At 69.8% G+C, this 21,340-nt stretch carries 13 protein-coding genes; 6 read left to right on the top strand and 7 right to left on the bottom strand.

Annotated elements, in window-relative coordinates; all coding sequences use genetic code 11:
* Window positions 1-42 precede the first annotated feature (42 nt).
* Window positions 43-1,443, top strand: a complete 1,401-nt coding sequence (locus BM355_RS10025; RefSeq protein ID WP_091698199.1) for an NAD(P)H-quinone dehydrogenase — start codon at window positions 43-45, stop codon at window positions 1,441-1,443.
* 113 nt (window positions 1,444-1,556) lie between these two features.
* Here the strand turns inward: BM355_RS10025 and BM355_RS10020 are convergent, their stop codons facing one another.
* From BM355_RS10020 to BM355_RS09990, 7 genes are all read right to left on the bottom strand, one after another.
* On the bottom strand, window positions 1,557-3,008 hold the full coding sequence (locus BM355_RS10020; RefSeq protein ID WP_091697986.1) for an MFS transporter: 1,452 nt from the start codon (window positions 3,006-3,008) through the stop codon (window positions 1,557-1,559).
* Window positions 3,009-3,352: 344 nt separating this feature from the next.
* Window positions 3,353-5,182: an acetyl/propionyl/methylcrotonyl-CoA carboxylase subunit alpha gene (locus tag BM355_RS10015; protein WP_091697983.1), complete on the bottom strand. Its 1,830-nt coding sequence runs from the start codon at window positions 5,180-5,182 to the stop codon at window positions 3,353-3,355.
* A gap of 97 nt (window positions 5,183-5,279) precedes the next feature.
* Entirely contained in the window at window positions 5,280-5,954 is a 675-nt protein-coding gene (locus BM355_RS10010; protein ID WP_091697981.1) for a Maf family protein, read from the bottom strand.
* Between the two features lie 15 nt (window positions 5,955-5,969).
* Window positions 5,970-7,685 carry a DUF885 domain-containing protein gene (locus BM355_RS10005; RefSeq protein WP_091698196.1) on the bottom strand — a complete coding sequence of 572 codons (1,716 nt, stop codon included), beginning with the start codon at window positions 7,683-7,685 and terminating at the stop codon, window positions 5,970-5,972.
* 258 nt (window positions 7,686-7,943) lie between these two features.
* The gene (locus BM355_RS10000) at window positions 7,944-8,879 is read right to left on the bottom strand and encodes a hypothetical protein (protein WP_091697979.1); all 936 of its coding nucleotides are present in this window, start codon (window positions 8,877-8,879) and stop codon (window positions 7,944-7,946) included.
* A 323-nt stretch (window positions 8,880-9,202) separates the two neighbouring features.
* Window positions 9,203-9,442 (bottom strand): acyl-CoA carboxylase epsilon subunit, encoded by a 240-nt coding sequence (locus BM355_RS09995; protein WP_091697976.1) that lies wholly within the window; start codon window positions 9,440-9,442, stop codon window positions 9,203-9,205.
* 35 nt (window positions 9,443-9,477) lie between these two features.
* The gene (locus BM355_RS09990) at window positions 9,478-11,136 is read right to left on the bottom strand and encodes an acyl-CoA carboxylase subunit beta (RefSeq protein ID WP_091697975.1); all 1,659 of its coding nucleotides are present in this window, start codon (window positions 11,134-11,136) and stop codon (window positions 9,478-9,480) included.
* 178 nt (window positions 11,137-11,314) lie between these two features.
* On the opposite strand from BM355_RS09990, the gene BM355_RS09985 reads away from it, so the two are divergent.
* From BM355_RS09985 to BM355_RS09965, 5 genes are all read left to right on the top strand, one after another.
* Window positions 11,315-11,698 carry a DoxX family protein gene (locus BM355_RS09985; protein ID WP_177227916.1) on the top strand — a complete coding sequence of 128 codons (384 nt, stop codon included), beginning with the start codon at window positions 11,315-11,317 and terminating at the stop codon, window positions 11,696-11,698.
* A 113-nt stretch (window positions 11,699-11,811) separates the two neighbouring features.
* The gene (locus BM355_RS09980; RefSeq protein ID WP_091697973.1) at window positions 11,812-12,729 is read left to right on the top strand and encodes a biotin--[acetyl-CoA-carboxylase] ligase; all 918 of its coding nucleotides are present in this window, start codon (window positions 11,812-11,814) and stop codon (window positions 12,727-12,729) included.
* 61 nt (window positions 12,730-12,790) lie between these two features.
* Window positions 12,791-13,399, top strand: coding sequence for a PH domain-containing protein (locus tag BM355_RS09975; protein WP_091697971.1), 609 nt, complete (start codon window positions 12,791-12,793; stop codon window positions 13,397-13,399).
* Window positions 13,381-14,718, top strand: a complete 1,338-nt coding sequence (locus tag BM355_RS09970; RefSeq protein ID WP_245760733.1) for an adenylate/guanylate cyclase domain-containing protein — start codon at window positions 13,381-13,383, stop codon at window positions 14,716-14,718. The genes BM355_RS09975 and BM355_RS09970 overlap by 19 nt, the downstream gene beginning before the upstream one ends.
* 100 nt (window positions 14,719-14,818) lie before the next feature.
* A complete protein-coding gene (locus tag BM355_RS09965) occupies window positions 14,819-21,139 on the top strand; it encodes an Ig-like domain-containing protein (RefSeq protein ID WP_143109471.1) in 6,321 nt (2,106 codons plus the stop codon).
* Window positions 21,140-21,340: the final 201 nt, after the last annotated feature.

Here is a 21,340-nt window from a genome sequence, read left to right as displayed (position 1 = left end):
GCTGCGTTCGCCCGGGCCGGACGGATCGGTCAGAATGGACCGGTGAGTGTGAACCAGATTCTCCAGCGTCCTGTCCTGACGATCATCGGCGGCGGCCCCGGCGGCTACGAGGCTGCCCTGGTGGCGGCCAAGGCCGGAGCGGAGGTGACCGTGATCGAGTCCAAGGGCATGGGCGGCTCCGCCGTGCTGACCGATGTGGTCCCCTCCAAGACCCTGATCGCCACCGCCGACTCCATGCGCCGCGTGGTCAAGGCCCCGACCCTGGGCGTGGACCTGGACGGTGCGACCCCCTCGGCGAACATGCGCGAGGTGGACAAGCGGCTGCTCGAGCTGGCCTCCCAGCAGTCCGCCGACATCCGGCGTGGACTGGAGCGCCGCGGGGTGACCGTGGTGATCGGGACAGGGCGCATGCTCAGCCCCACCACCGTGGAGGTCACCCCGGACGAGGGCGAGCCCTACGAGCTGGAGTCCACCGCCGTGCTGCTGGCCGTGGGTGCCAGCCCGCGTGAGCTGCCCAGTGCCCAGCCGGACGGGGAGCGCATCTTCAACTGGACCCAGGTCTACACGCTCACCGACATCCCCGAGCACATGATCGTGGTGGGCTCCGGCGTGACCGGCGCGGAGTTCGCCTCCGCCTACAACCTGCTGGGGGCCAAGGTCACCTTGGTCTCCTCCCGCGACCGCGTGCTGCCCGGCGAGGACCCGGACGCCGCGGCAGTGCTGGAGGAGGTGTTCGCCCAGAACGGGGTGAACGTGCTCAGCCAGACCCGCGCCGAGTCCGTGGAGCGCACAGAGGACGGCGTGAGGGTGACGCTCTCCGGGGGTGACGTGGTGGAGGGCAGCCACTGCCTGCTGGCCGTGGGCGGCATCCCCAACACCGCGGACCTGGGGCTGGAGGCCGCTGGGGTGACGACCACCGAGTCCGGGCACATCGCGGTGGACGGTGTCTCCCGCACCTCCGTGCCCACCGTGTACGCCGCCGGCGACTGCACGGGCGTGTTCCCGCTGGCCTCGGTGGCCGCCATGCAGGGCCGCACGGCCGTGGCGCACCTGATGGGAGATGCGGTCAAGCCGTTCCAGCCGCACCTGGTCTCCTCCAACATCTTCACCTCCCCGGAGATCGCCACCGTGGGCATCACCGAGGCGATGGTGGCCTCCGGGAAGTACCAGGCCGATGTGATCAAGCTGGACCTGGACACCAACCCCCGGGCCAAGATGATGAACGTGACGCACGGCTTTGTGAAGATCTTCTCCCGCAAGGGCTCGGGCACCGTGATCGGCGGGGTGGTGGTGGCCCCGCGTGCCTCCGAGCTGATCTTCCCGATCTCGCTGGCGGTCGTGCACAAGCTCCATGTGGACGACCTGGCCAACACCTACACTGTCTACCCCTCGATCAGCGGATCGATCTCCGAGGCGGCCCGCCGCCTGCACGTGCACCTGTAGAGGGGCAGCAGGTCGAGGTTGCTGTCCTGACAGCGAAGCGGCCCGGCACCTGGCCAGCGTGATGCTGGAAGGTGCCGGGCCGTCGTCGTGCCGGGCCGGTCAGAGCGGGTGGATCACGGCTCCGTGGAGATCTCCTCGGCGATCACGCGGGAGTCCGAGTCCAGCGAACGGCTCTTGGTCTCCGGGGAGAGCCAGAGCGCGATCAGGGTCAGCACCGAGGCGGCGGCCAGGTAGTAGCCCACATGCGCCACCGAGTACTCCTTGACCAGCCAGGCCGCCACGAACGGGGTCAGGGCAGCGCCGAGGATGGAGGACACGTTGTAGGAGATGCCGGAGCCGGTGTACCGGGTGTTGGTGGGGAACAGCTCCGGCAGCACGGCGGACATGGGGCCGAAGGTCAGACCCATCAGGGTCATGCCCACGGCCAGGAACGCGAGCATCTGGAAGGTGTTCAGACCCTCGCCGGAGCCGATCGAGTCCGAGTTGAGCCAAGTGCCGAAGGTCAGGCCGAAGGCGATCACGCCCAGGGTGATGACCATCAGGGTGGGACGGCGGCCGAAGCGGTCCGCGAGCAGGCCGGAGATCGGGACGAACGCGGCGAAGAACAGGATGCCGATCAGCTGCAGGACCAGGAAGTCGGCGTAGGGCACGGCCAGACCGCCGGTGGCGGCAGAGCCGATCGCGTAGGACAGGATCCAGGTGGTCATCAGGTAGAACAGCACGTACGTGGCCAGCATGATGAACGTGCCCAGGATCAGCTCCCACCAGTTGCGGCGGAACACCTCGCCCAGCGGGGCCTTGACGCGCTCGTCATTGTCCACGGCGCGCTGGAACACCGGGGTCTCCTCCAGCTTCACGCGCACGTAGAGGCCGATGGCCACCATCACCAGGGAGAGCAGGAACGGCAGGCGCCAGACCCAGGTCAGGAACGCACCGTCCATGTCCGGGTTGGTGGAGTCGTGGTCGAAGGCCAGGGTCAGGGCCAGGAACAGGCCGTTGGCCAGCAGGAAGCCGATGGGGGCGCCCAGCTGGGGCCACATGGCCGCCCAGGCGCGCTTGCCCTCCTTGGCGGTCTCCGTGGCCAGCAGTGCCGCTCCGGACCACTCGCCGCCCAGGCCCAGTCCCTGGCAGAAGCGCATCAGGGTCAGCATGGCCGGGGCCCACAGGCCGATCTGGTAATACGTGGGCAGCAGGCCGATCAGGAACGTGGCGATGCCCATGGTCAGCAGCGAGCCGATCAGGGTGGCCTTGCGCCCGATCCGGTCCCCGAAGTGGCCGAAGAGCACCGAGCCGACCGGGCGGGCCACGAACGCCGCGCCGAAGGTGGCCATGGAGGCCAGCAGCGCCGCACTGTCGTCGCCCTGCGCGAAGAAGATCAGCGGGAACACCGAGACCGCGGCGGTGGCGTAGATGTAGAAGTCGTAGAACTCGATCGAGGTGCCCATGAGCGAGGCGATCACGATGCGCGAGCGGGGGACCCCCAGCTCGGCGGTGCCGTCGTCCTTGATGCGGCGCCCGTCCGGACGGCGGCCGTCCGTGCTCGGCGTGGACAGGTCAGTGCTCATCGGGGGCATCCCTCCAGGTCAGGATCGTTCAGTCGTCGTTCGTGTGCGAAGCGACGATTGATCGTAAACCGCGGTCCACGATGCGGATCCACTCGTTCCACATAGTGGACATGCGGAGGCCGAAGGGCTGGCCTGGGCGGGCGGTCGATCCCCGGCCGGTGGCGCTGGAGAACCCTGTTGCAGCACTGGTCGACTCGGGGCGATGGGTTGCACGAGGTGTCCACGATCAGGGGGGATCAGGACGAACCGTGCAACTCAGGCAGAGGAGTCGACGATGTGTGCAACCAGGATCACCGCAGGGACGAAGGCTGCATCGGAGATCCCCGCCGGTCGAGCCGGTGGAGTCAGTCTTCGATGGTGGCGATGGCGGCACCAGCCGTCACCGTGGCGCCGGCCTCGGCATTGAGCTCGGTGAGGGTGCCGGACTTGTGCGCGGTCAGCGGCTGCTCCATCTTCATCGCCTCCAGCACCACGATCAGGTCACCCTCGGCCACGGTGTCGCCCACGGAGGCGGCCACCTTGACGATGGTGCCCTGCATGGGCGAGGTCAGGGTGTCCCCGTTGGCCGCGGCGGCTGCGGCACCGCCACGGCTGCGTCCGCGCCCACCACGACGACGGCCGGCCTGCTTGGCCGTATTGGTCACCGAGGTGGAGATCGCCCCGAAGATGGCTGGAATGGTCACCTCCACGCGCTTGCCGTTGACCTCCACGGTCATGGTGCGGCGCTCCTCCGCGGTGGGGGCGTCCGGTGCGGCCGGGATCCCACCCTGGTAGGGCTCCAGAGTGTTCTGGAAGTCGGTCTCGATCCAGCGGGTGTGGACGGTGAAGGCGCTGCCGTCCTGCGGGGCGAACGCGGGATCGGACACCACCGCACGGTGGAAAGGCAGCACCGTGGGCATCCCTTCGACCTGCATCTCGGCCAGGGCACGGCGGGAGCGCTGCAGGGCCTGCTCGCGGGTGGCGCCGGTGACGATCACCTTGGCCACCATGGAGTCGAACGCGCCGGAGATGGTCTCGCCCTCCTCCACGCCGGTGTCCACGCGCACGCCGGGGCCGGCGGGCAGGCGGAACGTGCTCAGGGTGCCAGGGGCAGGCATGAAGCCGCGGCCCGGGTCCTCGCCGTTGATCCGGAACTCGAAGGAGTGGCCGCGGACCTCGGGGTCCCCGTAGCCCAGCTCCTCGCCGCGGGCGATCCGGAACTGCTCCCGCACCAGGTCCAGCCCGGTGACCTCCTCGGAGACCGGATGCTCCACCTGCAGACGGGTGTTGACCTCCAGGAACGAGATGGTCCCGTCCACGCCCACCAGGAACTCGCAGGTGCCCGCACCGCGGTACCCGGCCTCACGCAGGATCGCCTTCGAGGAGCTGTACAGACGCTCCTGCTGCTCGGCGGTCAGGAACGGGGCCGGTGCCTCCTCCACGAGCTTCTGGTTCCGGCGCTGCAGGGAGCAGTCACGCGTGGAGACCACCACCACGTTGCCGGCGGCATCGGCCAGGCACTGAGTCTCCACGTGGCGCGGGGCGTCCAGGAAGCGCTCCACGAAGCACTCTCCACGGCCGAACGCGGCCGTGGCCTCACGCACGGCGGATTCGTACAGCTCGGTGATGTCCTCGCGTTCGCGGACCACCTTGATGCCGCGGCCACCGCCACCGTGGGCGGCCTTGATGGCCAGGGGCAGACCGTGCTCGTCAGCGAAGGCCAGGACCTCATCTGCACTGGTGACCGGATCTGCCGTGCCCGGCACCAGGGGAGCGCCGACCTTCTGGGCCAGGTGGCGCGCAGAGACCTTGTCCCCGAGCTGCTCGATCGCCTCGGCGGGAGGTCCGATCCAGACCAGGCCCGCCGCCTCCACGGCACGGGCGAAGTCGGCGTTCTCCGAGAGGAATCCGTATCCCGGGTGGACGGCATCGGCCTCAGCGGTGCGAGCGGCCTCGATGATCTTCTCGATCACCAGGTAGGAGTCCCCGGCGGTGGAGCCGCCCAGGGAGATGGCCTCATCGGCCATCCGCACATGCAGTGCGTCCCGGTCCGGTTCGGCATACACGGCGACGGCCGTCAGGCCCTCGTCATGGGCGGCCCGGATGACCCGGACGGCGATCTCTCCGCGGTTGGCCACCAGCACCCGGGAGAACGGGCGGGCGGCGGGGGAGGACGGGTGTGTCGACTCGGTCATGCGGGAGGGACTCCTTCGGAACGGAACTCAACGTGCCGACACTATCCCCTCGGTGGGATTCCTACAGGAAACCGCGGCACATCCCCGCGCCGCGCCCTCAGGGTTGTAGGTTTCCTCCAAAGCCCCAGTAGGCCGTCAGATCCACCCCGAGCTGGCCCAGCACAGACCTCAGAGCGGACACGGACAGGCCGATCACCGCGTTCGGATCGCCCTGGACAGACTCGATGAACGCCGCACCCCGGCCGTCGATGGTGAACGCTCCCGCGCACTGCAGCGGCTCCTGGGTCGCCACGTAGGCACGGATCTGGTCCTCGTCCACCGGGGCGAAGGTGACCGTGGCCGAACTGGTCCCGCCGGCCTGGGAGTCGCTGCGCGTGTCCACCACCCAGTGTCCGGTGTGCAGCACCCCGGACCGGCCTGACTGCATCAGCCACCGCTCCACAGCGACCTCGGGCTCCCAGGGCTTGCCGTAAGGCACCCCGTCCAGCTCGAACACGGAATCGCAGCCCACCACCAGAGCATCAGCCGCAACCGAGCGCTGCGCCACATCCCGCGCCTTGGCCTGGGCCAGCAGCAGCGCCGTCTGCTCCGGGGTGGCCTCGGGGTGCCGTGCGGCCACGGCATCCTCGTCCACGTCCGAGACCAGCACGGTGAACGGGATGCCTGCCGCCTGAAGGATCCTGGCCCGTGCCGGCGATGCCGAGGCCAGGATCAGGCGCGGTGCGCTGGACGGTGAGGGAGCCGGCGTCGGGAATGCCTCACTGCTGACCATGCTGGAACCGCCGCCTCAGGCCATGGCCTCGCGCAGGGTGTCCAGGCCCATGGAGCCCAGCAGCAGTGCGCGCGTGTGGAAGGCTTTGAGGTCGAAGTCCTGGCCGGCGTCAGCGGCACGGCGCTGGTGGTCGGCGCGGATCTGCTCCCAGTGGCGCTGCCCGATCTTGTAGGACGGCGCCTGTCCGGGCCAGCCCAGGTAGCGGAGGAACTCGAAGCGGACCTGGCCGGGGGAGTCGTTGAGGTGCTGCTGCAGGAACGCGAAGCCGGACTCGGGGGTCCAGACCTCGCCGCCGTACTCCTGCGGGGCACGGAAGCCGCAGTGCACGCCGATGTCGAACACCACGCGGGCCGCGCGCATCCGTTGGCCGTCCAGCATGCCCAGGTGGTCGCCCGGATCCTGCAGGAAGCCGAACTCCTCCATCAGCCGCTCGGCGTACAGGGCCCAGCCCTCACCGTGGCCGGAGGTCCAGCACAGGTGGCGGCGCCAGTCGTTCAGATCAGGGTTGAGCATGGCGGTGGCGATCTGCAGGTGGTGGCCCGGCACGCCCTCATGGAAGACCGTGGTGGTCTCGCCCCAAGTGGTGAACGAGTCCTCGCCCGCCGGCACGGACCACCACATCCGGCCCGGGCGGGAGAAGTCCTCGGACGGAGCCGTGTAGTACACGCCGCCCTCCTGGGTGGGGGCGATCATGCACTCCACGCGGTCCATGGGCGCGGGGATGTGGAAGTACTCCTGCATGGCGGTCAGGGCCATGTCCGACTTGCCCTGCATCCAGGTGCGCAGCGCATCCGTGCCCTCGAGGCGGCGGGCCGGGTCCTGGTTCAGGATCTGACGGGCCTCCTCGATGCTGGCTCCGGGCTGGATGGCCTCCGCATCGGTCTGCTGGGCGGCCACGATCCGGCGCAGCTCCTCCAGACCCCACTCGTAGGTCTCCTCCAGGTCGATCGTGGCGCCCAGGAACTCGCGAGAGGCCAGGGCGTAGCGCTCGCGGCCCACGGCGTCCTGTTCCGGTGCGTGCGGGCGCAGATCGTCCTGCAGCCAGTCTGCGAACTCCTTGTAGGCATGACCTGCGCTGATGGCGTTGGCCTCCAGCTCGGTCATCAGGGAGGAGGGCACGACGCCGGCCCCCGCGGCTCGCTCCACCAGGCCGGGGAAGAATCCGTGGTGCTCGCCGTGGGCACGGGCCTGCTCGATCACGATGTCCACCTGGCGCTGGGCAGGGGCCAGGCCGGCCTGGCGCGAGGCCTCCAGCGACTCGCGGTACCCGGTGAGGGCCGCGGGCAGGTTCTTCAGCCGGCCGGCGATGTGCTCCCACTGCTCGGCGGTGTCCGTGGGCATCAGGTCGAACACGGCGCGGATGCCCTGGGCGGCGGAGGCGATGTTGTTCAGCTCGGTGCGGCCGGTGGCCACGATCTCGCGCTCCAGACCGATGCGCTCTCGCATGGCCGCCACAGTCACCCGGTCCACGTCGTCCTGCGGCTCGGCGGAGTCCAGGTCAGCCAGCAGGCGGCGATTCAGCTCGTCCTTGGCCTGCACCCCGGCGGGGGAGTAATCCCCGTACTCGGTCTCGTGCCCGGGCAGGCCCATGGAGGTGGCCATCTCCGGGTCCAGGGCGAGCACGTCCTTGACGTACTGGTTCGCCAGCGCATCGATCTGTGACGGCTCACGGGTGGAGGGGAAGGCCGGGGTGAGGGCCGCTTCCTGGTCAGGACGCTCGGTAGAAGTCATGGTGGCCATCCTAGGGTTCGTGCGGACGCTCTTGATCGCGGAACGTCGATTCCCTGCTGCACACATCGTCGAGGTGGTCCTCTGTGATGCGATGTTCGGCGCCAGCGCAGTCAATGTTGCATGACATGGCGGGAACTGAGGCTGATCTCGCCGAGGTGTGCAACGCAGCTCAGCGAAAAGTCCAACGGCGTGACAGGGTCCCGCTGAATCCGCAGGAGTTCCACCTGTGCTCGCGGGGGCGGCCCCACCAGAGCTGCTTCACCGGGTCTGCCGCTGGACGGCGCGACGCAGTCCGTCGGTGAACTCGCCCCACCCCACCGGCGTCAGCACACGGGAGGAGAGGCGAATGGTCTCCCAGCCTCGTTGTGACAGCCGATCGTCCCGGTGGATGTCCGAGGCGTACTGCTGAGCCTCGGTGAAATGGTGCTGGCCCTCGTACTGGATGGCGATCCGCCACTGGCGGTAGGCCAGATCCGGGCGAACAGACCACCCGTCCTCGAATGAGAGCAGAGGATTCACTTCGGGCTCGGGCCATCCTTCGTCCAGCAGACCGGTCCGCACCCACGACTCCGGCGACGAATCCACTCCGGTGCGGACGAGCTCCAGTGCCTCGCGAAGCAGGGGTGCGCCGCAGATTCCTGGACGCCGCCCCACCAGCTCGCGCATCTCGGCCAGGGTGGACAACGGGTTCATCCCCTCGTGGCGTCCAGAGCGGGGTGGCCCATCGGGGCGTTGGAGCAGGGAGTCTCCCGCCGCCACCAGTTCTCGGAGCGTGAGACGTTCTGAGGCCAGGTCGGTCCAGGTCCAGGCAGGAGAGGTGATGGCCACGCCGCGGATCATGCGGAGGTCCTGGTCCTGCGCGGCGGTGAGGTGGCCGGTGGTGCCGTCGACCCGCGGAATCCCGCCGTGACCACGCCTCCGTGCCAGGTGAATGGTGGGCTCCCGCATGGAGGAGGGCAGCCAGAGTCCCCAGAGGTGCGCGGCGGTCTGGTGGGTCAGGATGAGGGAGGGGTCGCGCGTGGCCAGTTTGCCGGCCACCTGCAACGGGTCCGGTTGATGCCCGGCAGCCATCCGCAGGCCGGGCTTCGGGGATTCCAAGCCAGCACGGTAGAGGTCGTAGTCGGTCAGTCCGTGGGCACGGGCCTCATCGAGTGTGAAGACGGGGGACAGCAGTGGGGACGAACGTGGTGCCATGCCCCCAGCAGACCCTGCGGGGCGTGAGGTCGCATGGGCGGGCGGGCATCCTGTTGATCAGCCGAGAGCGCCGGACTCCTGTGCAGGACGGGAGTCCGGCGCGGAGGGCGCTGGGAGGACGCTGATCCCTGCTGCACCGTGTGACGGAATCCGAGGGGCTGTTGCACCACTTGACCAGTTCCGGGGTCGAAACCGTCGAACTGTGCATCACGGTTTCGCCTCTCGGCAATACGTGCAACCGAGACCCACGTAGCGCCGATCAGTGCAGCTCAGAAACCCTGGGTCAGCAGCACGCCCAGCGGTCACCCGCCCGGGTCAGGAGCTCAGTTCCAGCCGGCGGAGTTCTTCCACGACCCCGAGCCCGGGCGGTCCCACAGGCCCAGGCGACGGCGGCGGTCGAGGGTGCGGTCCACGGCGGAGGTGTCCTCACCGCCCGCCTGCTGGGCCTCCACGACGGCGGCCTGCACGATCGCGGTCAGCGCGGCGGTCTCCTCCGGGGTCAGGTTCCCTCGGATCATCAGTTCGCATGCCTCGGCAGCGGTGGTCTCGGTGACTGCGGTCATGGTCTCGGTTCCTTCGGGTCGGTGCTGGGCAGCCGTCACAGCGGCATGTTCCCGTGCTTCTTGGCGGGGCGGGCCTCGCGCTTGTGGAAGGTGGCCCGCAGGGCGCGGACCAGCTGGACGCGGGTCTCCGACGGGGGGATGACCGCATCCACGTACCCCAGTTCGGCCGCCTGGTAGGGGTTGAGCAGCTCGGCCTCGTAGTCCTGGACGATCTCGGCGCGGCGGGCATCCACGTCGCCGCCGGCCTCCTCGGTGGCTTTAAGGTCGCGGCGGTACAGGATGTTCACCGCGCCCTGGGCACCCATCACGCCGATCTGCGCGGTGGGCCAGGCCAGGTTCAGGTCGGCACCGAGCTTCTTGGAGCCCATCACGATGTACGCGCCGCCGTAGGCCTTGCGGGTGATCACGGTCAGCTTGGGCACGGTGGCCTCGGCGTAGGCGTAGATCAGCTTGGCCCCGCGGCGGATGATGCCGGAGAACTCCTGATCGGTGCCGGGCAGGAAGCCGGGCACGTCCACCAGGGTGATGATCGGGATGTTGAAGGCGTCGCAGAACCGCACGAACCGGGCGGCCTTCTCCGAGGCGGCGATGTCCAGGGTCCCGGCGAACTGCAGCGGCTGGTTGGCCACCACGCCCACGGTCCGGCCCTCGATCCGGCCCAGCCCGGTGATCACGTTGGGGGCGTAGAGCTCCTGGGTCTGCAGGAAATGGCCCTCGTCCACCAGGCGCTCGATCACGGTGAGCATGTCATAGGGCTGGTTCGCCGAGTCCGGGATCAAGGTGTCCAGTTCGAGGTCCTCGTCCAGCACCTCCAGCTCCTCCACGAACGGCTCGATCGGGGCCTCGGCGAGGTTGTTGGCCGGCAGGAACTCCAGCAGCTCCCGCACGTACTCGATCGCGTCCTCTTCATTGGCGGCGAGGTAGGAGGCGGTGCCGGTGGAGGCGTTGTGCTGCCGCGCTCCGCCCAGGGTCTCCATGTCCACGTCCTCGCCGGTGACGGTCTTGATCACGTCCGGGCCGGTGATGAACATGTGGGAGGTCTGGTCCACCATGACGATGAAGTCCGTCAGCGCGGGGGAGTAGGCGGCGCCGCCGGCGCAGGGACCCATGATCAGGGAGATCTGCGGGACCACGCCGGAGGCCATCACGTTGTTCCGGAAGATGTCGGCGAACATGGCCAGCGAGGACACACCCTCCTGGATGCGCGCGCCGCCGCCGTCGTTGATCCCGATCACCGGGCAGCCGTTGCGGGCGGCGAACTCCTGGACCTTGACGATCTTCTCGCCGTTGACCTTGCTCAGCGAACCGCCGTACACGGTGAAGTCCTGCGAGTACACGGCCACCAGGCGCCCGTCCACGGTGCCGTAGCCGGAGACCACACCGTCCCCGAGGGGGCGCTTGCGGTCCATGCCGAACGCCGAGGTGCGGTGCACGGCCAGGGCGTCGAACTCCACGAAGGAGTTCTCGTCCACCAGCATCTCGATCCGCTCGCGGGCGGTGTGCTTGCCCCGGGCGTGCTGACGGTCCACGGCGTCCTGGCCGGAGGGCAGGGCTGACTCGGCCAGCCGGTTGCGCAGATCCTCGAGCTTTCCGGCGGTGGTGGTCAGGTCCGGCCCGGCAGGCGCGGACGTCTCAGACCTTCCCGACGACGGCAGGCCGGGTTCTCCGGACAGCTCCTGGGGTGAGGGGGTCATGGATCCTCCGATCCGCCGCGGGAGGCGGCGGTGCTTTTGGATGGTTCGCACAAGGTCGCGCAGGCTTCGGCGCGCAGATCCGCACGCAGAAGATTACTCTACTGAGGCAGGCAGGGACCGCGCTTGTAGGAACCGCACAAAGTTCGGTGGATTCTCAGGGGTAGGGCAGGATCAGGTGATGCAGACTTCACAGCAGCGCCGCGCCCACGCCTCGGCCCGCGTCATGTCCACCTTTCTCACCGGCATGGGGGTACTCCATTTCGCCAAGCCCCGCCCCTTCGACGGGCTGATCCCGCGGAAGCTGCCGGGCTCACCGCGCACCTACACCTACGCCTCCGGAGTGGCCGAGCTGGGCACGGCTGCACTCCTGGCCGTGCCGGCCACCCGGCGTCTCGGCGGGCGCGTGGCCACCCTGCTGTTCCTGGCGGTCTTCCCGGGCAATCTGGTGATGGCCCGCCGCTGGCGCCACCGCCCCTGGAAGTTCCAGCTGATCTCCCTCGGCCGGCTTCCGTTGCAGGCCCTGTTGATCCGAGCCTCCGAGTGCATCCACCGCCACGCCTGACCTTCGGGGACGGAGCTGCGGTCCTCGCCGGAATCACAGCGCGGCGCAGCCAGACTGCCCGTCGAGATCCCCCAGGCCTCTGGGGGTCCGCGGCGAGGGGTATACCTGAGGACATGACCGACGCGCAGAGCAACACGACTCCGGACTCCAGTCTGACCTGGCTCGAGCACACCGACTCCACGCAACAGGTGGTGCTGGACGGCGCTGCCCAGGACCCCCAGACGTGGCCCCACGGGGCAGCAGCGGCCACAGCGGACCAGCGCTCTGGCCGCGGTCGGCTCGGCCGGACGTGGATGGCCCCCGCCGGCAGCGCTCTGGCCCTCTCGGTGCTCCTGCGTCCCACAGTCGCACCGGCGCACTGGAGCTGGATCACCCTTGCCGCGGCGGCCACCCTCACCGATCTGCTGCGTGAACAGGGCGTCCCGGCGCAGATCAAGTGGCCCAATGACGTCCTGGTGGAGGACGGCCGCAAGGTCAGCGGCATCCTGGCCACCGTGGTGCCGGACCGCTCCGGACTCGTGCTGGGCATCGGCCTGAACCTGGACTTCGGCCCCGCCGGACCGCCCGTGCCCACCGCCGCCGATCTGACCCACTGGTGGGCCGATGCCGCCACCCTGGACCGCCCCACCCTGGCCCAGCGTCTGCGCGACGCCGTGGTGGCCGCTGTGGACACGCTGCAGGACGGCCTCGCCCACGAGCCCGAGCCCGTGGACGGATCCCACCCCGCCGTCCGCCACATCGCCGACCGACTCGCCACTCTCGGCCAACAGGTCCGAGCCGAGCAGCCAGACGGATCCACCCTCACCGGCCGTGCCGTCGGGCTGGGGGCGGGCGGCACCCTGCTGCTGGAGACGGGGCAGGGCACAGCGCATCCCGACGACGGTCACGCACCGACCAGCGAGCGCGCAGGTCACGCACAGCCCGAGCATGGAATGATGGAGGAGTCCGCTGACTCTGCACCCTCGCGCCCCGCTGAGGTGAGGCGAGTGGAGATCTCGGCGGCCGACGTCGTGCATCTGCGGCCGCGCTGAAGCGGCCGGTGACCTGGCATGACACGGCAGGTGGACGCGGCAGGAGCACTCAGGAGGAGACGTGGCGGTCAAGCTGGCCCCGGGGGAGCAGGTGCGGGTGCGCACTCGATCCCATCCGCGTGCCCTGACCCTGCCCATGGTCCGGATGCTGCTGGTCGCCGCCGCCACCGGGTACCTGCAGGGGCTGCTGGCCCGTCCGCATGAACAGCCGGCGCTGATCGAGGCCCGGCCCTGGCTGGTGACCCTGGTGTGGGCGCTGGCCGGCCTGGCCCTGCTGCTGGGCACCGTCCGTCCACTCGTGCGGTGGCTGACGCGAAAGACCCTGCTGACCACCCACCGGGTGATCCAGCGGGCCGGATGGGGACGGTCCCGTGAGCGCACCGTGCACCTGCTCTCCCTGGCGGATGTGAGCGTGCGGCAGCGCCGCGGGCAGCGCCGGGCCGGATCCGGGGACCTGCTCCTGGACCACGCCACCGGGACTCGATGGGTGCTCACAGAGATGCCCGAGGCTGAACGGTTCCGCGCCCTGATCCTGGCTGAACTGGGGACCCTGCGCCGGCAGATCGCGCAGCAGGCCCAGCCCTACGGCGCACCGCCGCACGGCACGGCTGACCCCGCCCGAGCCGCCGGACCGTACCGACAGGAGGCCACATGGACCAGCGCCCGATGACCGGTGGAACGCCTCGAGACGAGCACCACGATCCCGAGCACTGGCCCGAGGCCGAGATCGAGCCCGGACCGGACGGGTTCACCACCGGACCGCGCACGCTGCCGCTGGACCTCCCCATGGAGGTGCCCGTGGACCTGCCCGTAGGGGACATCGCCACCGGCACCATCCCCGCCGTCAGTGCCGGCCCGGCCGATGCCGACGAGTCCCTGGGCGCCCTGGTCGATCCCGCCGACACCACGGACTCCACCGACCCCGTCCCCTTGACCGGCGCCGAACGGGCCACCTGGACCCAGGCCATCCGCGTGCTGGACGAGGAGCTGCTGGGCGGACCGCGCTCCCTGGACCGGCGTGAGATGGCCGCCGAGCTCGGCGTCTCCATGGTCTCCGCCCGCAAGCTCTGGCGTGCCCTGGGCTTCCCCAACGTGCCGGAGGGGGAGAAGGTGTTCAACGACCAGGACGTGGCCGCCATGGACACCATGATCGACCTCGTCCGCCAGGGGGTGCTCAACGAGGAGACCGCGATCTCCCTGACCCGCTCGATCGGGCAGATGACCGACCGCATGGTGGTCTGGCAGATCGAGGCCCTGGTGGAGGACAAGATCAGCAGCCAGGGCATGACCGACCCCCAGGCCCGGCGCGAGGTGGTACAGATGCTCAACAGCATCGTCGAGCCCCTCGAACAGGTCATGGCCTACTCCTACCGCCGTCAGCTCAACTCCGCACTGCAGCGCCTGGCCGTGCGGGTGGAGGCCGGCCTGGCCGCCTCAGACCACCTGCGCGACGGCACCGAGGATGACGCACCGCTGCCCCTGGCCCGCGCCGTCGGCTTCGCGGACATGGTCTCCTACACCTCCCTGTCCCGTCAGATGAACGAGCGCACCCTGGCCCAGATGGTCCAGCGCTTCGAGAACAAGTGCGCCGAGATCATCTCGATCGGCGGCGGACGCCTGGTCAAGACCATCGGCGACGAGGTGCTCTTCAACGCCGAGACCCCGGAGGCCGGTGCCCAGATCTCCTTGGCCCTGGCCCGGGCCATGTCCGAGGATCCGGTGCTGCCCTCGGCCCGCGTCTCCCTGGTGTGGGGCCGGGTGCTCTCCCGGCTCGGGGACATCTACGGCCCCACCGTGAACCTGGCCTCCCGCCTGACCTCGCTGGCCGATCCCGGCACCGTCCTGGTGGACGCCCTGACGGCCGCCGCCCTGGGCGATGACGAGCGGTTCATCCTCATCCCGCAGCCCCCACGGCTGGTCCGTGGCTTCGGCGAGATCCGGCCCTCCATCCTGATGAGCGGCAGCGGGGAGGGCCTAGTCCTGGACTGAGCCGCCATCACGGTGTCACACGTCACGGTGACGTCACCTGGCGCGGCTACACTGCGGTCAACCGCGTAGGGGCGCGACCAGTGCAGGGGAGTACGGCAACGTGAGCAGGGCACCACGGACACAGGCGGCATCCGGTCAGCGACCGGGCGCATCCCGACGACGTCCCTGGCGTACCAGCGCGACCTTCACTGCGGTCAGCGGCCTGGTGGTGACCGGGGCGGTGCTGTACCCCGGATTCGAGAGCACCACGGTGGACCTGCATGACGGCGGTGTGTGGGTGACCTCTGCCCAGGACGACTCGGTGGGCCACCTCAACGTGCAGTCCGGCACCTTGGACGGAGGACTGGCCTCCCCGTTCACCGACTACGAACTTCACCAGGACCAGGAACAGGTCCTGCTGCTCGAGCCGGCCTCCGGCGTACTGGCCCGCGTGGACCCGGCGGGCATGGTGTTGGCCGAACAGGCCATCCTGCCGGCCACCCACGGCTTCCGGCTGGGCGGGGGAACCCTCTCGGCCACGAACCCCCAGACCGGTGAGGTCTTCGGGATGCGGGCGGATCCGGTGCCGGAGGTGGACGGCGTCGAGCCGCTGCTGAATGTCGACGGTCCCGTGCTGGCCACCACCACGGTGGACGGAGTGGTGCTGGCCGTGGACGTGGAGCAGCAGACCCTGCACCGCCTCGCCCCGTCGGGCGGAGAAGACTCGCCCGCCGCTGACCTGGTCGCCTCCGAGCCGGAGCCCCTCGCTGGAGTCGCGGACCTCGACGAGCCGCAGCTGACCGCGGTGGGCGGGACCGCCGTCGTGCTCGACCCCTCACGGGGCACCCTGGTCTGGCCCGGGGGATCTGTGGAGGACCAGTCCCTGCGCGGAGCCCGTCTCCAGGCTCCGGGCCCCGAGAGGCCGGAGGTGGCCCTGACAGGACCGCGCACTCACCTGACAGTCTCGCTGGATCGCGGTCAGATCCAGGCCACCGACCTGACCGATCCCGCCCAGGCCCAGTCCCAGTCCGGCTCGCGGACCTCCGCTGCCGAGCCCGTGGTGGTGGGCGAGTGCGTCCATGCGGCGTCAGCCGCCACAGGCACGTACCTGCGCGACTGCCCGGATGAGACGGACGACGTCCTCCAAGCCGTGCCCCGACTCTCCACTGACGCCGAGCTGGTCTTCCGCACCAATCGCACGGCTGTGGTCCTGAACGACGTCCAGGAGGGCACCTCGTGGATCGTCACCCAGGACATGCGCATGGTGACCAACTGGGAGGATCTGGAACCGCCGTCGTCCGAGGATGAGCGGGACACGGAGGAATCCGAGGAGATCACCCGCGACACCGCTCCGCCCGAGCGGCGGGAGGAGAACAGGGACCCCGTCGCCGTGGGCGACGAGTTCGGTGTGCGCGCCGGCCGCACCGTCCCGCTCCAGACGCTGCTGAACGACTCCGATCCGGATGGGGATGTGCTCACGGTGTCCGTGACCGGGCCCCAGCCCAGCGTCGGCGAGGTCCAACGCACCCACGACGGAGTGGCGTTCCAGCTGGTGGTCCCCGATGACGCCACCGGCGACTCGAGCTTCGAGTACACCGCCGATGACGGTCGGGGCGGCAAGGACAGCGCCACCGTCACGGTGCGAGTGGTGCCGGACGAGATCAACCGAGAGCCCGAACAGCTCCGGGTGCCCACCCTGACCGTCCGGGCGGGACAGTCCGTCACCGGCCAGGTCATCACGGACTGGCTGGATCCGGACGGAGACGACGTCCGGCTCGTCGATGCCGTGGCCGAGGACCCGGACAGCGTCCGGATCCGACCGGACGGCCAGCTGACCTTCCAGGACGGACAGGGGGTCACGGGCACGCGAACGGTCGCGATCACCGTCACCGACGGGCGAGAGACAGCCCAGGGCACCGTGCAGGTGAAGGTGATCGACGGCCTGGCCACACCACCGGTGACCGTGGCCGACCACGTGGTGGCCGTGGCCGGCCAGGAGACCGTCATCCGCCCCCTGGCCAACGATGAAGACCCGCTCGGTGGAACCCTGCGTCTGGCCTACGTGGGCACGGCGCCGAACACCCAGAGCCAGTTCAACACCGAGGCCGGGACCGTCAGTTTCGCCTCACGCACGCCGGGGACGTACTACCTGGACTATGTGGCGGCCAACGAGGCTGACTCCACACCCGGACTGATCCGAGTGGATGTCATGGGCCAGGACGGCAGCGAGGGACTGCCGATCGCCGTGCGGGACATCGCGCTGCTGCCGGCTGGTGGACAGACCCTGGTGGACGTCACTGCCAACGACACCGATCCGGGGGGAGGCGTGCTGGTGGTCCACGGCGTCCAGGTCCCCGCCACCGCTGACGGTTCACGGCCACTCGTCAAGGCCTCCGTCGAGGGGTACTCCGTCGTGCGAGTGGTGGACACGGGCGCCCGCAGCGCTCCGCTGACGCTCCACTACAGCGTGGCCAACGCCCAGGGCACCACGCGGGGCGAGATCACCGTCATCCCGTTGCCAGAGCCCGAGACCCTCCAGCCCCCGATCGCCGTGGCGGACACCGCCGTGGTGCGAGTGGGGGACATGGTCAGCGTGGACGTGCTCGCCAACGACCTCCACCCCCAGGGGGCTGAGCTGGCCCTGGAGCCGGAGCTGGCCGAGACCGTGCCTGAGGAGCATGGATTCGCCACCGTGTCTGACGGTCGCGTGGCTTTCCTGGCCTCGGAGCGACCCGGACGGACGTCGGTGGCCTACACGGTGACCGGGCCGGATGGCCAGCAGGCCTCAGCACGCGTGCAGTTCACCGTGGTCCCCATGGACCGGGAGACCAACTCCCCGCCCGTGCTGCCGGAGGTGACCTCTCGGGTGCTGGCCGGGCAGACGGTCAGGATCCCGGTGCGACTGCAAGGCACTGATCCGGACGGGGACTGGGTGTCCCTGACGGGCCTGGAGGGAACGCCGGCCCAGGGCACCGTCCAGATCGATGCCGGCCAGCTGGTCTACACCGCCTCGGAGGGGGCCACCGGCACGGACAGCTTCACCTACCTGGCCGAGGACCGTCTGGGTGCACAGTCCGTGGGAACGGTCTCTGTGGGCATAGCTCAGCCGCCCACCAGCAACACCCCGCCCACGGCAGTGGACGACTCCCTCACCGTGCGACCTGCGCGAACGTTCACCGTGGATGTGCTCCGCAATGACGCCGATCCGGACGGGGATCCCGTCGCCCTGGTCGAGGGCGGATTCTCCAGCCAGGATCCCGCCGTGCAGGTCGAGCTGCGAGACGGGCGCCTGGCTGTCACCGCGCCGGATCAGCCCGGCCATCTCAACATCCGCTACACGATCGCCGATCCGCTGGGCGCCACGGACACGGGGACCCTGTCCGTGCGGGTGGATCCCGAGGCTGCGCTGATGCCGCCCATCGCCCGCGACGACCACATCAGCATGGACCAGGCCCGCGGTCAGACGGCAGTGGACGTCTCGGTGTCGGCCAATGATGAGGACCCGGACGGCTCTGTGGAGGATCTGACCGTGAGCGTCCCGTCCGTTTCAGGGGTCGCCTCCACCGCCTCCGTCACGGACACCGGTCAGGTCCAGATCCAGCTGACCGATGCGCCGCAGATCATCCCGTACCGCGTGACGGATCCGGACGGCGAAACGGCCACGGCCTTCATCACCGTTCCGGGAACCTCGTCCACGCCGCCGTGGCTGCTGGACAGCACACCGCGCGAGGTGATGGCCGGGGAATCGCTGGCCTTGGACCTGACAGCATTGGTGGGAGTCCGCGAAGGGCGCCAGCCGCGGCTGCTGCGGGACGACGCGGTGATCGCCTCACCCTCGACCGCCTCGGTCCAGATCGGCTCGGCCACAGCAGTGACCTTCTCCGCACCGGCGGACTACTGGGGTTCGGCGTCGGTGAACATGGTGATCACCGACGGCTCCAGCGCCGAGGACCCCACGGGGCTGACCTCCACCCTGACCCTGCCGATCACCGTGCTGCCTCGTCCCGAGCAGAACTCGCCGCCTCGAGTGCGCTCCACGGCCGTCGAGGTGACCGCCGGCGCCGAGCCGACCTCCGTGGACCTCTCACGCCTGGCCGAGGACCCGGACGGGGACGAGCTGTCCTTCCGGGTCGAGGAACCCGGGGACCAGATCCAGGCGGACCTGTCCGGCGCGCTGCTGCTGGTGAGCGCCGGGCCGGACACGTCTGCCGGCCACACCGAGGAGATCGGCCTCAGCGTCTCGGACGGGTCCGCCGAGCCGGTCCCGGTCACGGTGGAGGTGACGGTGATCCGCGACGAGGTGGACCCGCCTGAAGCGGTGGACGACCTGGTGGAGGACGCCCGTGCCGGACAGCAGGTCCTGGTGGACGTGCTGGCCAACGACATCAATCCCGCCGGGGATGACGAGCCCCTGCGCCTGATGACCACCAGTGTGGTGGCCGGCCAGGGCACTGCCACGGTCCAGGGGGACCAGGTGGCCATCACCCCTGCAGCAGGCTTCTCCGGGCGGCTGCGGGCCACCTATGAGATCCGCGACGCCTCCGGGGACCCGGCGCGATCCTCCACTGCGGTCATCACCGTGGTGGTGGCCGGCGTGCCCGGCATACCCGGGGTACCCCAAGCCGACGGCGTCAACGACGGCACCGCGGTCCTCAGCTGGTCTGCCCCCAGCGACCAGGGCTCGCCCATCACCCACTACCTGCTGCGTGAGGTGGCCTCAGATCGGACCATCCAGTGTCCCGCCACCAGCTGCACGGTCACCGGACTGAGCAACGGAGTGCAGCATCGCTTCACCGCCACTGCCGTCAACGCGATCGGTGAATCCGACCCGTCGGCACCGTCGGCCCCCATCACCCCAGACGTACGCCCCCTGGCTCCCGCAGCGCCCGCGACTGACCCAGGTGACGCCGTCGTGAACCTGTCCTGGACGCCACCGGAGAACCCAGGCAGCCCCATCACCGGTTACCGAGTGCAGATCTCGCCTGCGGCACCGGGGGGTGGCACCGTCCGCACCACCGGACCGTCCACAGCACTGCGCTGGGACGGACTGCAGAACGGCGTGCGCTATCAGTTCAGGCTGCAGGCCATCAACGATGCCGACGACCCCTCCGACTGGGGGCCGTTCTCTGCGGCTGTGGCACCGGCGGGCGCACCGGCCGCCCCGGCTGCACCCACGGCCACCCACATCACCTCCGTGGTGGACGGCGGGGCGGTCCAGGTGGACTGGACCATGCCGGAGACCCACGGGGCGGCGATCGAGTCCTATGTGGTCACTGCCTACCAGGGGCAGACCACGGCTGACTCCCGCACGGTGACAGGAGCCACGACCTCCCTGCGTTTCACCGGACTGGACCCCGGAGGCAGCTACTCCTTCACCGTCCGTGCCACCAACCGGGTGGGGACCTCCCCAGCCTCAGGACGGTCCGCCGTGGTGACCCCGTTCGGTCGACCCCAGGCTGTCACCGGTGTCAGCACCCGTGCCACAGGTACGGACCGTCAGCTGACGGTCAGCTACGCGGCAGCCGCCGCCAACGGAAGCCGGATCAGCGGATACCAGTACTCACTCAACGGCGGTGGTTGGCAGGCCCTCGGGGCCAGCGGCTCGGCGATCACCGTTCCAGCCAACGGCACCGCCTATCGACTGCAGGTGCGGGCCCTGAACACCATCGGAGCCGGGGAACCATCTGCCGCAGTCACCACGGACACCGCCTACGGGCCGATTCGGGATGCCTCCAACATCAGCTCCACCACGCAGACCGGAGCGGTGGCCTTCCGATGGAACTCCCGTACCTCCGACTACGCCAACGGGCGCCCGATCACCTCCATCAAGGTCACTGCCGACGGCCGGACCGTGGCGAACTCCGGGTCCACCACGGTCAGTTCCCCCAACGGCGGTACGCACACGCTGGCGATCACGGTGTGCGCGCAGGACACCCCCTGCCGCACGTTCACCGGAGATGGAGTGGCCCGCGCTGTTCCGGCTCCCACGCCCACCCCTCCGCCGCCACCGCCGCCCACCACTGCACCGGCTCCGCCACCTCCGCCGCCCACCACTGCACCGGCTCCGCCACCACCGACGACAGCGCCGGCTCCGCCACCACCGACGACAGCGCCGGCCCCCACGCCCACGCCGACACCCACCGCGCCGGCAGGTCCTCGCGCCCGGTGGGATGTGACGGCCACCAGCTCAGTGCTGACCGTGGAGAACGCCCCGCCGAATACCAGCTACCTGTTCGACTGCTTCCCAGGGAGGAGTCAGTACTACACGACCAGTTCGTTCACATCGGACAGCCGAGGCCGGTTCACAGGGACCATCTGCACGGGCAGCTCGATTGGCACGGAGCCCAGCGGTGGCGACTTCATCTCCGGTCCGTTGCCGTTCGGGGTGGAGGACCCCTGGGGCGGAGGCATGGCGGTCTATGCCAACGCCGGGTGGCAGTGACACCTGATCGGCGCCACTGCCGTCCTGTGGCAGGGGAGAACTCCCCATACCGCTCGGCCTCAGCCTGACTCAGCCCTGGGTACACTGGGAGCGAAGATCCGGCGCGTCTCAGCCGGAGTGTTCGTCCTGACCTGCACACGGATGGATCCCCGTGCGTCTCCTGCGGCCAGGACGGGAATCCAGGGGAAACGAGGGGCATAC

Origin of the sequence: Micrococcus terreus (assembly GCF_900116905.1) — a bacterium.
In the GTDB taxonomy this organism is placed as follows: Bacteria; Actinomycetota; Actinomycetes; order Actinomycetales; family Micrococcaceae; genus Citricoccus; species Citricoccus terreus.
The sequence above is the reverse complement of the archived record's forward strand: the minus strand, read 5'-3'. Positions and strand labels throughout refer to the sequence as shown.

What these genes read in the sequence shown, in the direction of transcription:
- BM355_RS10020 (WP_091697986.1), bottom strand. Translation starts at nt 3,008, where the DNA reads ATGAGCACTGACCTGTCCACGCCGAGCACGGACGGCCGCCGTCCGGAC.
- BM355_RS10015 (WP_091697983.1), bottom strand. Translation starts at nt 5,182, where the DNA reads ATGACCGAGTCGACACACCCGTCCTCCCCCGCCGCCCGCCCGTTCTCC.
- BM355_RS10010 (WP_091697981.1), bottom strand. Translation starts at nt 5,954, where the DNA reads ATGGTCAGCAGTGAGGCATTCCCGACGCCGGCTCCCTCACCGTCCAGC.
- BM355_RS10005 (WP_091698196.1), bottom strand. Translation starts at nt 7,685, where the DNA reads ATGACTTCTACCGAGCGTCCTGACCAGGAAGCGGCCCTCACCCCGGCC.
- BM355_RS10000 (WP_091697979.1), bottom strand. Translation starts at nt 8,879, where the DNA reads ATGGCACCACGTTCGTCCCCACTGCTGTCCCCCGTCTTCACACTCGAT.
- BM355_RS09995 (WP_091697976.1), bottom strand. Translation starts at nt 9,442, where the DNA reads ATGACCGCAGTCACCGAGACCACCGCTGCCGAGGCATGCGAACTGATG.
- BM355_RS09990 (WP_091697975.1), bottom strand. Translation starts at nt 11,136, where the DNA reads ATGACCCCCTCACCCCAGGAGCTGTCCGGAGAACCCGGCCTGCCGTCG.
- BM355_RS09985 (WP_177227916.1), top strand. Translation starts at nt 11,315, where the DNA reads ATGCAGACTTCACAGCAGCGCCGCGCCCACGCCTCGGCCCGCGTCATG.
- BM355_RS09980 (WP_091697973.1), top strand. Translation starts at nt 11,812, where the DNA reads ATGACCGACGCGCAGAGCAACACGACTCCGGACTCCAGTCTGACCTGG.
- BM355_RS09970 (WP_245760733.1), top strand. Translation starts at nt 13,381, where the DNA reads ATGGACCAGCGCCCGATGACCGGTGGAACGCCTCGAGACGAGCACCAC.